The sequence below is a fragment of the Pseudomonas entomophila genome, from assembly GCF_023277925.1.
GTDB classification, from domain to species: Bacteria; Pseudomonadota; Gammaproteobacteria; order Pseudomonadales; family Pseudomonadaceae; genus Aquipseudomonas; species Aquipseudomonas entomophila_D.
On record NZ_CP063832.1, the window covers coordinates 4335205 to 4349699 of the forward strand.

The 14495-nt window shown below is 63.4% G+C and carries 11 protein-coding genes; 6 read left to right on the top strand and 5 right to left on the bottom strand.

Features of this window, described 5'->3' with window-relative positions; all coding sequences use genetic code 11:
• Positions 1–61: 61 nt before the first annotated feature.
• Positions 62–928, bottom strand: a complete 867-nt coding sequence (gene hexR / locus IM733_RS19250; protein ID WP_011536461.1) for a transcriptional regulator HexR — start codon at positions 926–928, stop codon at positions 62–64.
• 103 nt (positions 929–1031) lie between these two features.
• Here hexR and zwf point away from each other — a divergent pair, with 103 nt between their 5' ends.
• A complete protein-coding gene (zwf, locus tag IM733_RS19255) occupies positions 1032–2474 on the top strand; it encodes a glucose-6-phosphate dehydrogenase (RefSeq protein WP_248918053.1) in 1443 nt (480 codons plus the stop codon).
• A gap of 75 nt (positions 2475–2549) precedes the next feature.
• On the opposite strand, the gene IM733_RS19260 is transcribed toward zwf, so the two are convergent.
• Positions 2550–5411 (bottom strand): EAL domain-containing protein, encoded by a 2862-nt coding sequence (locus IM733_RS19260; RefSeq protein ID WP_248918054.1) that lies wholly within the window; start codon positions 5409–5411, stop codon positions 2550–2552.
• 255 nt (positions 5412–5666) lie between these two features.
• On the opposite strand from IM733_RS19260, the gene uvrD reads away from it, so the two are divergent.
• The 3 genes from uvrD to IM733_RS19275 all read left to right on the top strand — a co-directional run bounded on the left by uvrD (position 5667) and on the right by IM733_RS19275 (position 9426).
• Positions 5667–7850 carry a DNA helicase II gene (gene uvrD / locus IM733_RS19265; protein ID WP_248918055.1) on the top strand — a complete coding sequence of 728 codons (2184 nt, stop codon included), beginning with the start codon at positions 5667–5669 and terminating at the stop codon, positions 7848–7850.
• A gap of 205 nt (positions 7851–8055) precedes the next feature.
• Complete coding sequence (locus tag IM733_RS19270) at positions 8056–8904, top strand: Tim44 domain-containing protein (RefSeq protein ID WP_248918056.1); 849 nt, start codon at positions 8056–8058, stop codon at positions 8902–8904.
• Positions 8905–9018: 114 nt separating this feature from the next.
• Positions 9019–9426: an SMI1/KNR4 family protein gene (locus IM733_RS19275; protein ID WP_213658949.1), complete on the top strand. Its 408-nt coding sequence runs from the start codon at positions 9019–9021 to the stop codon at positions 9424–9426.
• A 138-nt stretch (positions 9427–9564) separates the two neighbouring features.
• Here IM733_RS19275 and IM733_RS19280 read toward each other — a convergent pair whose 3' ends face one another.
• Positions 9565–11325: a cation:proton antiporter gene (locus IM733_RS19280; protein WP_248918057.1), complete on the bottom strand. Its 1761-nt coding sequence runs from the start codon at positions 11323–11325 to the stop codon at positions 9565–9567.
• A gap of 324 nt (positions 11326–11649) precedes the next feature.
• On the opposite strand from IM733_RS19280, the gene IM733_RS19285 reads away from it, so the two are divergent.
• Positions 11650–12135, top strand: coding sequence for an acyl-CoA thioesterase (locus IM733_RS19285; RefSeq protein ID WP_011536469.1), 486 nt, complete (start codon positions 11650–11652; stop codon positions 12133–12135).
• Here the strand turns inward: IM733_RS19285 and pdxY are convergent.
• Positions 12132–13004, bottom strand: coding sequence for a pyridoxal kinase PdxY (gene pdxY, locus IM733_RS19290; protein WP_248918058.1), 873 nt, complete (start codon positions 13002–13004; stop codon positions 12132–12134). The two genes, IM733_RS19285 and pdxY, sit on opposite strands and share 4 nt — an antisense overlap.
• A 120-nt stretch (positions 13005–13124) precedes the next feature.
• Here pdxY and IM733_RS19295 point away from each other — a divergent pair, with 120 nt between their 5' ends.
• On the top strand, positions 13125–13517 hold the full coding sequence (locus IM733_RS19295; protein ID WP_166889607.1) for a DUF3301 domain-containing protein: 393 nt from the start codon (positions 13125–13127) through the stop codon (positions 13515–13517).
• Here the strand turns inward: IM733_RS19295 and IM733_RS19300 are convergent, their stop codons facing one another.
• Positions 13518–14492, bottom strand: a complete 975-nt coding sequence (locus IM733_RS19300) for a CobW family GTP-binding protein (RefSeq protein WP_248918059.1) — start codon at positions 14490–14492, stop codon at positions 13518–13520. It abuts the gene before it with no gap.
• Between the last annotated feature and the right edge of the window lie 3 nt (positions 14493–14495).

The following is a 14495-nucleotide window of genomic DNA, read 5'->3' on the forward strand; positions in this document are numbered from 1 at the left end:
CAAGCCGTCTCCTACATGATTGGCTGTAGGAGCCGGCTTGCCGGCGAAAACGTCTATGCAATCAGTCGTCGGTAGCCTTGATCGACTTGGGCGACAAACGCAGGCTACGCAAGCTGCGCTTCACGCTCTTGAGGTGGTTGACCAGGCTCGGCCCGCGGGCCATGGCCACGCCCATGGCCAGCACGTCGATCACCACCAGGTGAGCGATGCGCGAGGTCAGCGGCGTATAGATTTCGGTGTCTTCGTGCACGTCGATGGCCAGGTTGACGGTCGACAGCTCCGCCAGCGGTGTCTGGCTCGGGCACAGGGTGATCAGGTTGGCGCCGCTCTCACGCACCAGGTTGGCGGTGATCAGCAGGTCCTTCGAACGCCCTGACTGCGAGATGCACACTGCCACATCGCCGGGCTTCAAGGTGACCGCCGACATCGCCTGCATGTGCGGGTCGGAATAGGCGGCGGCGCTAAGCAGCAGGCGGAAGAACTTATGCTGGGCATCGGCGGCCACCGCGCCCGACGCGCCAAACCCATAGAACTCCACGCGCTGGGCCTGGGCCATGGCCGTCACCGCCTGCTGCAACGCTTGTGGGTCGAGGTGCTCGCGCACCTCCATCAACGTGTGCAGGGTGGTGTCGAAGATCTTCAGGCTGTAGTCGGCGACCGAGTCGTCTTCATGGATGGCGAACTGGCCGAAACTGGCGCCCGCAGCCAGGCTCTGCGCCAGCTTGAGCTTGAGGTCCTGGAAGCCCGAGCAACCGATCGCCCGGCAGAAACGCACGATGGTCGGCTCGCTGATGCCCACACTGTGCGCCAGGTCGGCCATGGAGCTGTGCATGACGGCAGCCGGATCGAGCAGCACGTGGTCGGCCACTTTGAGTTCCGATTTGCGCAGCAGGTGGCGCGATTGGGCGATATGTTGCAACAGATTCACGGGCTGGACTCGGTTATGATCGGCTGGCCGGGATGTAGCTTTCTTGTAGTTATACTACATGCTTGCCAACCCGCCCAGCTAAACGAATGTGGAGTGTGGTGGTTTGACTATTCCTTGCGACATCCTGGTTTTCGGCGGTACCGGCGATCTTGCCCTGCACAAGCTGCTGCCGGCGCTCTACCACCTGTATCGCGAGGCCCGTCTGCACAACGCCGTGCGGATCATCTCCCTGGCCCGGCGCCCCTTGCCACGTAACGACTATGTCAAGCTCGCCGAGCGCCACTGCCGGGCGCAGATCGCCCGCCAGGACTTCGACGAGGATGTCTGGCAGCGGTTTTCGGCGCGCCTGGACTACTTCCCGATGGACGCCGCGCAAAGCGCCGACTTTGGCCGCCTGGCCCGCTACCTCGGCGAGCCTGGGGGGCTGACGCGCATCTACTACCTCGCCACGGCGCCCAAACTGTTCGTGCCCATCGCCACCCACCTGCGCATCGCCGGCCTGGCCGACCGCGAGGCGCGCATCGTGCTGGAGAAGCCCATCGGCCATTCGCTGGAGTCGGCCACCGCGATCAACGAAGCCATTGGCGACGTGTTCGACGAGTCCCAGGTATTTCGCATCGACCACTACCTGGGCAAGGAGACGGTGCAGAACCTCATGGCCCTGCGCTTTGCCAATGCCCTGCTGGAGCCGGTCTGGCGCAACAACCAGGTCGACCATGTGCAGATCAGCGTCTGCGAGACTCTCGGGGTCGAGAACCGCGGCGCCTATTACGACCGCGCCGGTGCCACCCGCGACATGCTGCAAAACCACTTGCTGCAGTTGCTATGCCTGGTGGCCATGGAGCCACCCGCGCAGTTCGAAGCCGAAGCCGTGCGCGACGAAAAGGTGAAAATCCTCCGCGCCCTCAAGCCCATTTGCGGGCAGGACGTACAGGACAAGACCGTGCGTGGCCAATACGGTGCCGGCAAGATCGGCGGCCAGGAAGTACCGGCCTACTACTTCGAAAAGGATGTGGACAACGACAGCGACACCGAGACCTTCGTCGCGGTCCAGGCGCACATCGACAACTGGCGCTGGGCCGGCGTGCCGTTCTACCTGCGCACCGGCAAGCGCATGGCACGTCGCTCCTCGCAGATCGTCATCCAGTTCAAGCCTGTGCCGCACGAGCTGTTCAATGGCGGCCAGGTCAACCAGTTGCTGATCCAGCTGCAACCGGACGAACACATCAGCCTGCGCTTGATGACCAAAAGCCCCGGCAAGGGCATGCGCCTGGCGCCGGTCGAGCTGGACCTCAACCTTGCCCAGGCCTTCGCCCAGACCCGACGCTGGGAGGCTTACGAGCGCCTGCTGCTGGATGTGCTGGAGGGTGACTCGACGCTGTTCATGCGCCGCGACGAGGTCGAGGCCGCCTGGGCCTGGATCGACCCAATCCTGAAAGGCTGGGAAGAACACTTCCAGGCACCACGGCCCTACCCGGCCGGCAGCAACGGCCCGGAACAGGCCAACAGCCTGCTCGCACGCGAGGGCCAGGCCTGGCACCTTTGAGCGCCAGCCAGCAGCTTTGTGCCGCGAAAGGGCTGCGACGCAGCCCCATCCATCCACCTCGAAGAGCGCCCCGTGCTAGCGCAATAGATCGGCTGTCGAACGCCCGAGCAGCGCCTGGAACGATGCCGCATCGACTGGCCGACTGATCAAGTAGCCCTGCACTTCGTCACAGCCATGCTCACGCAGGAACTGCAACTGCTCGAGCGTCTCCACCCCCTCCGCGACCACCTTGAGCTGCAAGCTCTTGGCCATCGCTATGATCGCCCGGGTGATCGCTGCGTCCTGACTGCCTTCGAGCAAGCCACGGATGAAGGCCTGGTCGATCTTCACGTAATCCACCGGGAAGCGTTTGAGATAGCTTAGCGACGAATAGCCAGTACCAAAATCGTCGATGGCCAGCTTCACGCCCAACGCATGCAACTGCTCGAAGGTAGAGATGATGTGCTCCACGCTGTCCAGCAACTGGCTTTCGGTCAGCTCCAGTTCCAGCAGGTGCGGCGCCAGCCCGGACTCCTGCAGGACCTGGCGTACCAGGCTGACCAGTTTGCCCTGGCGCAACTGGTACACCGACAGGTTGACCGAGACTCGCACCTCCAGCCCCTGGCGCAACCATTCGCAAGCCTGCCAGCATGCCTGGCGCAGGACGAACTCGCCCATTGGCGCGATCAGCCCGGTCTCCTCCGCCAACCCGATGAACTCGCTGGGCGGCACCATGCCCCACTCCGGATGCTGCCAGCGCACCAGCGCCTCGGCCGCATGCAATTGCCCCGTGCGCAGGCACAGTTTGGGCTGGTAGTACACCTGCAACTGGCCCTCATCGATGGCCTTGCGCAGCTGGTTCTCCAGTTGCAGGCGCTCCAGGGTGCTGGCGCGCAAGCTCTCGGTATAGAACTGGAAGTTGTCGCCCCCCAGGTGCTTGGCGTGCTGCTTGGCCATGTCGGCCTGGCTGACCAGCGCATTGATGTCGAAGGTGGCGTCCGCCAGCACGCTGATGCCCACCGACGCGCTGACCACCAACTCATGGCCGCCCAGCCGCTGTGGCACCCGCAGCTTGTCCAGCAGGCGAGTGGTCACCCGCACCAGGCTCGACAGGTTGGTGTAGCCATCGAACAGGATGGCGAACTCGTCACCAGACAACCGTGCCACGGTGTCGGCTTCCGGCACCGCGTTGGCGATACGCTGCGCCATCTTCTTCAACAATTCGTCGGCCAGGTCGTGGCCGAGGCTTTCGTTGAGCAGCTTGAAACGGTCGAGGTCGACATGCAGCAGTGCCAGGCTGCGCCCGTTCAGCCGCAGACGCTGGGCGGCATCGTGCAGGCGCAGGCGGAACAGGGCGCGGTTGGCCAGCCCGGTGAGGTCGTCGTAATGGGCAAGGTAGCGCAGGCGCTCTTCCGATTCCCGGCGCGCCGACAGGTCGGTGAAGAAACCGACAATATTGACGATCCTGCCCCGTGCGTCCCGCACGCTGTTGAGTTGCAACCATTGCGGATAGAGCTCGCCGTTCTTGCGCGCTTCGACCAGCTCGCCCTGCCAGCCACCATGCTGCTCCAGCGCCTGTTCGATGGCTTGGCTGTGGCGTCGCGCGTCACGACTGCAGGGCAGTTCCAGACCGTTGCGGGCGATGAGTTCGGCACGGCCGTAGCCGGTGACGTCGCAGAACGCCTGGTTGACCGCCAGCAACTGGTAGTCGGCTGCCAGGATGGCGATGCCTTCACTGGCCGCCTCGAACACCGTGGCGGCCAGGCGCTGCTGTTCCTCCTGCTCCTTGCGCGCGGTGATGTCACGGCGGGTACCCAGCATGCGCATGACCTTGCCATCGGCAGCCCGCTCCACTGCCCGGCCACGGTCCTCGATCCAGCACCAGTGCCCCTGGACGTGACGTATGCGGTACTCGACCCGGTAGTCCTCGGTGCGCCCTTTGAGGTGTTCAACCAGCGTACGCCGCAACAGCGGCACATCGTCGGGGTGCAGCCGCGGCTTGAGGTCGGCCCGGACCGAGCGCACCTGGTTGGAGTCCAGGCCAAACAGCGCCTGCAACTGCGTGTGGTGGACCTGATCGGTTTCCAGGTTCCAGTCCCACAAGCCCAGCTCGCTCGCCTCGAGCGCCAGGGCCAGGCGCTGCTCGCTCTTGCTCAACGCCTGGTTGGCCAGGTCCAGCTCATGGCTGCGCTGTGCCACCCGCCGCTCCAGGCCCGCGTGTGCCTGGCGCAGCTCTTCTTCAGCCTGGCGGCGCTGGCGGACTTCGCCGCTGAGCTGGTGGTTGAGGTCCTCGCCATGACGCTGGGCACTCTGCAGGTGCTCGATCAAAGCCTGGTTCTGGAACCGGCGCAGCAGGCCACGTTCGATCAGCCGGTTGACCTGCCAGGCCACCACCATCAGCGCCATCAGCAGGATCAGCCCCAGCCAGCCCCAGCCGCGCTGGTGACCGGCATCATAGACGAACAGGAAGGCGATCGGCGGCAGCAGGCAGGGCAAGGCGAAACTGAGAAAGGCCGGCAGGCTCACGGCGTAGGCGACACTGGCCGACAACGCCGCCGCCCCCAGCAAGCCGAACACCCAGGCCTGCTGCACAAAGTTGTCCACAGGCACCAGGGCGATCGCCGCGCTGGCCAGGGTCAAACCGCTGAACGCCGACCCAAACAGGAACATGCGCCGCCAGGTCGGCCTGGCCTGGCGCGCTGGCGTAGCCGCATCGAAAGCCGCCACCTGGATAACCCGCAGGGCCACCAGGGCCACCAACCAGGCCATCCACACGCCAACCTGCAGGTAGCGTGCAGGGCTCCACAACAGCCAGGCACTCAGCAGGCCGGTGATCAACATGAACAGCGTGGGCAACAGGGAGCCTTGGTATAGCAGGCGGGTCCGCTCGATCGACAGCTGGGTGGCGAATTGCCTGCGAACGCTCCGTGTCGTCTCCGGCGATGCTCCGATCGCCATGCAATCCTGGGTCATAGGGCTGGATTCTTGTAGTGTTCTTGTTATGGCAGACCGCAAATGTGCAGCGAGCATACACAAGCGTCGCACCGGACCAAACTGCTCTGCGTCATGATTTCGAAAATGTCTCACCCGTCGAAGTCCGACCGCTCAACCACACCAGTCAACCACCTTGGCCGATGAACGGCGCAGCGCCAGCGAGACGATTTGCACCGCGGGCGTTTGCCCCTGCCCCCCGCCCGGCCCTAGAATGGCCGGATGCGCAATGATGACCTCTCCCTCCTGCTGAACTCCCTCAACGACGCTCAACGCCAGGCCGTGGCGGCCCAGGTCGGGCGGCAACTGGTGCTGGCCGGTGCCGGCTCGGGCAAGACCCGCGTGCTGGTGCACCGCATCGCCTGGCTAATCCAGGTCGTGCAGGCCTCGCCGCACTCGATCCTGTCGGTGACGTTCACAAATAAAGCCGCGGCGGAAATGCGCCACCGCATCGAGCAACTGCTGGGCATCAACCCGGCCGGCATGTGGGTCGGTACCTTCCACGGCCTGGCCCACCGCCTGCTGCGGGCCCACTGGCAGGAAGCGGGGCTGGCGCAGAACTTCCAGATCCTCGACAGCGACGACCAGCAGCGCCTGATCAAGCGGGTGATCCGCGAAATGGGCCTCGACGAACAGAAATGGCCCGCGCGCCAGGTCCAGTGGTTCATCAACGGGCAGAAGGACGAGGGCCTGCGCCCGCGGCATATCCAGGCCAGCGGCGACCTGTTCCTGACCACCATGCGCGATATCTACAGTGCCTACGAGCAAGCCTGCGAGCGCGCCGGGGTCATCGACTTCTCCGAGCTGCTGCTGCGCGCCCTCGACCTGTGGCGCGACCAGCCAGGGCTGCTCGAGCACTACCAGCGCCGCTTCCGGCACATCCTGGTGGATGAGTTCCAGGACACCAACGCCGTGCAGTACGCCTGGTTGCGCCTGCTGGCCGGCGGTGGCGACAGCCTGATGGCGGTGGGTGACGACGACCAGTCGATCTACGGCTGGCGCGGCGCCAAGATCGAGAACATCCACCAGTACACCGCCGACTTCCCGGACGCCGAGCTGATCCGCCTGGAGCAGAACTACCGCTCCACCGGTGGCATCCTCAAGGCCGCCAACGCCCTGATTGCCAACAACAGCGGGCGCCTGGGCAAGGAACTGTGGACCGACCTGGGCGAAGGCGAGCCGCTGACGCTCTATGCCGCCTTCAACGAGCATGACGAAGCGCGCTACGTGGTCGAGACCATCGAAAGCCTGATCAAGCAGGGCAACGCACGCAGCGATATCGCCATCCTGTACCGTTCCAACGCCCAGTCGCGGGTGCTGGAAGAGGCCCTGCTGCGCGAGCGCATCCCTTACCGCATCTATGGCGGCCAGCGCTTCTTCGAGCGCGCCGAGATCAAGAACGCCATGGCCTACCTGCGCCTGCTCGAAGGCCGCGGCAACGACGCGGCGCTGGAGCGGGTGATCAACGTGCCGCCGCGCGGCATCGGCGAGAAGACTGTCGAGGCCATTCGCGAGCATGCCCGTCACAGCCAGTCGTCGATGTGGGACGCGATGTGCCAGTTGCTTGCCGCCAAGGCCCTGAAGGGCCGCGCCGCCAGTGCCCTGGGGGCGTTCATCGAACTGCTCGAGAACCTCGCCGCCAAGGTGCTGGACATGCCGCTGCACCTGATGGCCCAGACGGTCATCGAGCAGTCTGGCCTGATCATCTACCACCAGGAAGAAAAGGGCGAAAAAGGCCAGGCGCGGGTGGAAAACCTTGAGGAACTGGTCAGCGCCGCGCGCAACTTCGAGACCAGCGACGAGGATGCCGAACTGACGCCGTTGTCGGCGTTCCTCGGCCACGCTTCGCTGGAGGCCGGCGACAGCCAGGCCGACGAGCACGAGGACAGCATCCAGCTGATGACCCTGCACAGCGCCAAGGGCCTGGAATTCCCTTACGTGTTCCTGGTGGGCATGGAGGAAGGGCTGTTCCCGCACAAAATGAGCCTGGAAGAGCCCGGCCGTCTGGAAGAAGAGCGCCGCCTGGCCTATGTCGGCATCACCCGGGCGATGCGCCAACTGGTCATGACCTACGCCGAGACCCGTCGCCTGTATGGCAGCGAGACATACAACAAGGTGTCGCGCTTCGTCCGTGAGATCCCGGCGGGCCTGGTACAGGAAGTGCGCCTGTCGAACTCCGTCAGCCGCCCCTTCGGCGGCGCCAAGGCGCCTGCCAGCAGCCTGTTCGCCAATGCCAGCATCCCACAGACCGCCTTCAGCCTTGGCCAGCGAGTGCAGCACGCGGTGTTCGGCGAGGGCGTGATCCTCAACTTCGAGGGTTCCGGCGCCCAGGCGCGGGTGCAGGTGAACTTCTCCGAGGGCAGCAAGTGGCTGATGCTCGGTTACGCCAAGCTCGAAGCCATTTGACGTAGGAGCCAGCCTGCTGGCGAAGCAGGCGGCGCGGCGAATGGCACCGGCAGCGCCGGTGTTCGCCGGCAAGGCCGGCTCCTAAAGCGACGCGCCCCTCCTGACTATCAGGCAAAAGCTCGAAACATCTTGTTGCTGGCCATGTCTGCTGCTTCATGTGCACCATGGCGCGCGTGCAATCCACAAAAACGGGAACCCCCAACTTATGCAACGTTTTCTTAGCATCGCTCTGGCGCTCTGCGTCGGCCTGACGCTGAGCCTCGACGCCAACGCCAAGCGCTTCGGTGGTGGCAAGAGCTCGGGCTCCGCGCCAATCCACCAGACCCGCCAAGCCGCCCCGACCACTCCAGCCGCCACACCGGCCGCTCCAGGCCGTGCGCCGGCCGCCGCCAGCGGCGCTTCGCGCTGGCTGGGCCCGCTGGCCGGCATCGCCGCCGGTGGCCTGCTGGCCTCCATGTTCATGGGTGACGGCTTCGAGGGCATGCAGATCCTCGACCTCCTGCTCATGGGCCTGATCGCCTTCCTGGTGTTCCGCTTCATTGCCGCGCGCCGTCGCCAGCAGCAGCCACAACACGCTGCCGCAGGTCACGCCCCGTACCAGCGCGAAGCCCAGCCGCAGGCCGCTCCACAATCGATCTTCGGCGGTTCCGCCGCACCGGTCGCCTCGCCTGTGATCAACGCCCCGGCCTGGTTCAACGAAGCCAGCTTCCTGGCCGCCGCCCGTTCGCACTTCCAGTCGCTGCAGCAGCACTGGGACGCCAACGAGATGGACAAGATCGCCGAGTTCGTCACCCCGCAGATGCTCGACTTCCTCAAGCGCGAGCGCGCTGAAGAAGGTGAAGGCTTCCAGTCCACCTACATCGACAACCTCGATGTACAGCTGGAAGGCGTCGACGACCGCGCCGACAAGACCATCGCCACCCTCACCTTCCGTGGCGTGTCGAAGACCTCGCGCTTCGACCAGGGCGAGGTGTTCAACGAGAGCTGGCACATGGAACGCGCACAGGGCGAAAACCAGCCTTGGCTGCTGGCCGGTATCCGCCAAAACGGTTAACCGTCGCACGTTGCACAAAAAACCCTGGGCCTGTCCCGGGGTTTTTGCTTTTGCCAGACTCGACTACTAGGGTATAACGCGCAGCGTTGTCATCTAGGTCAGAGGAAGTGAACCGTGGAAGAAGTGATCGAACAACTCCGTGAAGCCAACGAACCGGTGCCGGTGCCGCTGGAGTTGCCGGACGAGGATCAGCTGGTCGAAGTCGAGGAACAGCTGTTCATCAACATTCCCTTCGTGTTCAAGGAATTCCTGCTGACCGTCAGTGACGTGGTGTATGGCAGCCTGGAGCCGGTGACCGCCACCGACCCGCAATCCCACACCTACCTGCCGGAAGTGGCCGCCAATGCCTGGGATGCCGGCGTCCCTCGCGATCTCATCCCCATCTGCCAGGATGGTGATGACTACTACTGCGTCGAGGAAGACGGCACGGTAGTGCTGTGGTCCGGCGAAGAAGAGATCGTCACCGAAGAAAGCTGGGAGTCGGTGTGGCACTGGGCCCGGGATGTCTGGCTGGAAAGCTGAATGAGAAATACCCGCACAAAATAATGGCTCTTAGCTATCAGGCCTCGTAGAATCGCCAGGCTCTCTGCGCCTGGCGACATCGCTACCGCTCCATCCCCTCGGACGACGGTGAAGTCTCGCGCAGAAGGCGTTAACTCCTCAGTGCGAATTTTCCTGGCTGTTCTCCAGCGTCTCCAACAAAGCGACCTGCATCCGAGTATGCACCCGGATGAACCAACGCCATAGCAACGCCACCACCATTGCCGCAACCACCGCAATGATCAGCAACAATTCATTGGTCGGCAGGATGCTCGCCGACAGCGCTGACAGCAGCAGGAAAATCACCAGCAGTGACAGCAGCGGAATCACTTCGGCGATCACGCGTCGCACGCGCTGAGTGTGCCGCCCGGCCATCTCCGGCTTGACCCCCATCTCCGCCAGCAACATCGACAACGCCTTGAGCTTGCGGTAGGCCGCGATCAGGAACGGCAACGACAGCAACAAGGCAGCGCCCCAGATCAACGCCTTCTGCTGGCTCACATCACCGACCCACTCACTGAGCCAGGTACCCATACGCCCGGCGAAATAACCACCGCTGAAAAAGATGGCGATCACCAGCGCCAGGTTCACCCCTACCTGCAACAAGATGCGCCGAATCATCGCCGCCAGCATGGCCCCCTCGCCCTGGGGCTGGATGCTGCGCAGCCATTCGCCATACAGCGACAGCACCCGTGCCAGGCGGCTTGGCACCACCTTGCCGAGCTTCAGCGACAAGGGGTCGGCCGCGCGGATCAGGTAAGGCGTCAACAAGGTGGTGATGGCCGACACCGCCACCGCGACGGGGTAGAGAAAATCGCTGGTGACTTGCAGGGTCATGCCCAGCGCCGCAATGATGAACGAGAACTCACCGATCTGCGAAAGCCCCATGCCCACCCGCAGCGAAGTACGCCCGTCATTGCCGGCAATGAAGGCGCCCATGCCGCAGGAGAGCATCTTGCCCAGCACCACCGCGAGGGTGATCACCACGATTGGCCAGGCGTACTCGACAAGGATTGACGGGTCGATCATCAAGCCGATGGCGACAAAGAAGATGGCACTGAACAAGTCGCGAACCGGCTCTATCAAGCGTTCTATCTTCAGCAGCTGGCGCGATTCGGCCATGATCGCGCCGATCAGGAAGGCCCCGAGCACCATGCTGTATTCGAGCTTGACCACCAGCAGGCAGAAGCCGAAACACAGCCCAAGCACGGTGATCAGCAGCATCTCGTTGCTTTCGAACTTCGCCACATAGGCCAATAGCCGCGGCACCAGCAGGATGCCAATGACCAACGCGACAATCATGAACAGCGACAGCTTGCCCACGGTAGAGAACACCTCGCCGGAGCTGACCGTGCCGCTGACGGCGATGCCCGACAGCAGCGCGATGATGCCGATGCCCAAGATGTCCTCGACGATCAGCACGCCGAAGATCAACTGGGCGAACCGCTCGTTCTTCATCTTCAGGTCGTTGAGTGCCTTGACGATGATGGTGGTCGAGGAGATCGCCAGGATCGCCCCGAGGAACAGCGAATCCATGGTGTTCCAGCCAAACCAGCGGCCGATCTCGAAACCTATCCAGATCATCAGCACGATTTCCAGGAAGGCGGCGATGAATGCCGTGGCCCCCACCTTGAACAGCTTGCGCAGGCTGAACTCCAGCCCCAGGCAGAACATCAGGAAGATCACTCCCAGTTCAGCCAGGGTCTTGATCGTGTCTTCATCATGAATCAGCCCGAACGGCGGAGTGTGCGGGCCGATGATGAAGCCAGCGACAATGTAGCCCAGCACCACGGGCTGCTTGAGACGGTGGAAGAGAATGGTGACCACCCCGGCGACCAGCATGATCACCGCCAGATCCTGGATGAAGCTGATGGCATGCATGGCGTGGTACTCCTTGTTCTCGATGCACGGGGCGAACCGCTCCTCTGCCAGAAAACCCTGAACACGGAGCAGGCACATACTGTTCTGATAGACGGAAAAGCCCACGTTGCATGGGCGTCGTCAGGTTAACATCGCGCCTTGCCACAAATGGTCGATGCAATATGCAGAAACAGATCGGCCGATTCGACACTGCCGATGGCAAAATTGTCGTGACGATGGAGCGTCAGCCGACGTCCCGTACCAGGATGGGAAACCTCAAAGAGGGGAACAGAAGTGTCTGCAGATACCCGCCCCGATTCAGCGCAAATTCACCGTGAGCTCTCTATGGAACCTGGAAACGCCCAGTTGACCATGACTGTCCTGATGACACCGGACATGGCCAACTTCTCTGGCAACGTACACGGCGGCACCCTGCTCAAGTACCTCGACGAAGTGGCCTATGCCTGCGCCAGCCGTTATGCCGGCACCTACGTGGTCACCCTGTCGGTGGACCAGGTGATCTTCCGCGAACCGGTACATGTCGGGGAGCTGGTGACCTTCCTGGCGTCGGTCAACTACACCGGCAACACCTCGATGGAAGTGGGTATCAAGGTGGTCACCGAGAACATCCGCGAACGCTCGGTGCGCCACTCCAACAGTTGCTTCTTCACCATGGTCGCGGTCGACGACGACCGCCGCCCGGTGAAAGTGCCACCGCGCCAGCCCCAGTCCAGCGAAGAGAAACGCCGCTTCCTGCAGGGCCAGCAGCGCCGCCAGATCCGCCAGGAGCTGGAGCAGCGCTACCAGGACCTGAAGACCGACGCCATCTAGTACAGGAGTCGCTGCGCCTCGAAGCGCACCCGTGGATGAGCGATGCGATCCTGGGCCCGCACCAGTTGCAGTTCGTAGCTGGCGCAGGCCTGGGTTTCCAACAGCACTTCATGCACTGCCGCCGCCGCGAACTCGAACGCCTGTACATCGCTGTCACCCAGTAGCAGCCGGGCCAGGAACAGCCCCGAAGTCAGGTCACCCACCCCGACCGGCAGACGTGGGAAGGCCAGCAGAGGCCGGCGCAGGTGCCAACTCTCCTGGTCCGTCACCAGCAGCATTTCGAACGAGTCGTCGGCGCGCCCTGGGTACTTCAGATGCTTGACCAGCACGAGGCGCGGCCCGCGCTCCAGCAGGCCACGGGCCATGCCCACGCAATCTTCGAGGGACTCGGCACGCCGGCCGCAGAAGCTGTCCAGCTCGAGCTGGTTGGGGCAGAGTATGTCGGCCTTGGCAACGGCCTCTTCGAGCAGGAACTCGCTCACCTCGGCAGGGACGATGCAGCCCTTTTCGGCGTGCCCCATGACCGGGTCGCACAGGTACAACGCCTTGGGGTTGACCGCCTTGATTCGCGCGACCCCGGCCAGGATCGCCCGGCCTTGCTCGGCGCTTCCCAGGTAACCGGACAGCACCGCGTCGCAATTGCCCAGTTCGCCGATATTGGAAATGCCTTCCACCAACGCGGGAATTTGCGCTGGGGCAAGCACTTCCCCGGCCCACTGTCCATACTGAGTATGGTTGGAGAACTGCACGGTATTGAGCGGCCAGACGTTGACCCCAATCCGCTGCATGGGAAACACCGCGGCGCTGTTGCCGGCGTGTCCAAAGACCACGTGGGACTGAATGGCAAGCAAGTGCGGCGTACGTTTCATGCAGGGCTATTCCGAAACTGTGTGGATAAGTGTGCGGCCCGCAGTATGAACCCGATTGCCATCTGTACGACAGGCCAGAGACGCAGTTAAGCTGGATCGACCTGTCTGGAGCTTACGCAAATGCTGACCCTGGAAAACCTTTTCGTCCTGATGCTGGTGGCGACCGCAGGCGCCTGGCTGTGGCACAACCACGGGTTGCGCGAAAAGGCCCTGGCCCGGGTCAAGCAGCATTGCGCCAAGCTCGACCTGGAACTGCTCGACGACGCCGTGGCGCTCAAGCGCATCGCCTTCGTGCGCGATGCCAATGGCAAGAAGCGCCTAGCGCGCATCTACAACTTCGAGTTCACCGTTACCGGTGAGCAGCGGCACCCGGGCACTGTCACGCAGTTCGGCGCCCACACCATGCAGATCGAGCTCGCGCCCTATCCGTTCGAAATCAAGACACCACCACGCACCGACAACGTCATCGAGATGCAGCAGTGGCGCCAAGAGCACAACCGCTGGCGTAACTGATCAGGCGCCCAGCCGGCACGCGGCAAGCGCCTCCTGCAGCTCGTCCACGGGTTGCGCCTCGGCGAAAATCAGTTCCATCCGCGAATCCTTGCGCCATTCGCTCGGCTGCCAGTCGGGCAACTGCCCATCGAGCCCATTGAATGACAGCCAGCCCAGGTCGCTGTGGATAACACCCTTGGCCCGGCGCCATGGCCAGGCCTGGAGAAAGGCACGCAATCTCGCCGTGTCGAAGCGTTGGCTGGGGTGCCAACGCCAACCGATGCTCCAGCTACCTTCGCCCTGCTGGGCCTGGCATAGCGGCCGGCTTGGGTCTGTCCACAGGGCAGCAAGCGCCGGCCCCGGATTGTCCACAACCTGCTGGCTTGCATCAGGACAGCCCTTCCCTAATGTGGAAAAACTCGGCAGCCGGATCAACGGCAGGGCGCCATGATCGACCCAAACCTTGGGTAACTCGGGCAATCTGTCAGTTATCAACAGGCGCGTCTTGTTGTCCACAGCGGACGACTTGTTCAACACCAGCAACCCTGAAGTAGGCAACGCCAATTGCTGCGCTTCAGGCAAGGCTTCGCCACGCGCCAGGGCCTGGGCATCCAGCACCATAAGCAGTGGTTGCACGGCCAATACGGTCGTCCAGGGTGCTTGCTCCAGTTGTTGAAGCAACTGCTGGGGATGACCCAGGCCTGAAGGTTCGATGAACAAACGATCGGGGCGCGCCTTGCGCAGGAGACGCCCGAGCCCGACTTGGAACGGCGCGCCGTTGACACAGCAAAGGCAGCCCCCTGCCACTTCGGCAATGGCAATGCCGTCGTCATCGCGTGCCAACAAGGCGGCATCCAGGCCAATCTGCCCGAATTCATTGACCAGCACTGCCCAGCGTTCGTTAGCTGGACGCTGGCTCATCAGATGGCGGATCAAGCTGGTCTTGCCGGCCCCCAATGGGCCGGCGATCACATGGGTGGGGATGTTCTGCAGCATGGC

Bases quoted from the DNA above. Each gene is read 5' to 3' on its own strand.
- IM733_RS19260 (WP_248918054.1), bottom strand. From the start codon at position 5,411: ATGGCGATCGGAGCATCGCCGGAGACGACACGGAGCGTTCGCAGGCAA.
- IM733_RS19280 (WP_248918057.1), bottom strand. From the start codon at position 11,325: ATGCATGCCATCAGCTTCATCCAGGATCTGGCGGTGATCATGCTGGTC.
- IM733_RS19300 (WP_248918059.1), bottom strand. From the start codon at position 14,492: ATGCTGCAGAACATCCCCACCCATGTGATCGCCGGCCCATTGGGGGCC.
- pdxY (WP_248918058.1), bottom strand. From the start codon at position 13,004: ATGAAACGTACGCCGCACTTGCTTGCCATTCAGTCCCACGTGGTCTTT.
- IM733_RS19285 (WP_011536469.1), top strand. From the start codon at position 11,650: ATGGAACCTGGAAACGCCCAGTTGACCATGACTGTCCTGATGACACCG.
- IM733_RS19295 (WP_166889607.1), top strand. From the start codon at position 13,125: ATGCTGACCCTGGAAAACCTTTTCGTCCTGATGCTGGTGGCGACCGCA.
- IM733_RS19270 (WP_248918056.1), top strand. From the start codon at position 8,056: ATGCAACGTTTTCTTAGCATCGCTCTGGCGCTCTGCGTCGGCCTGACG.
- uvrD (WP_248918055.1), top strand. From the start codon at position 5,667: ATGCGCAATGATGACCTCTCCCTCCTGCTGAACTCCCTCAACGACGCT.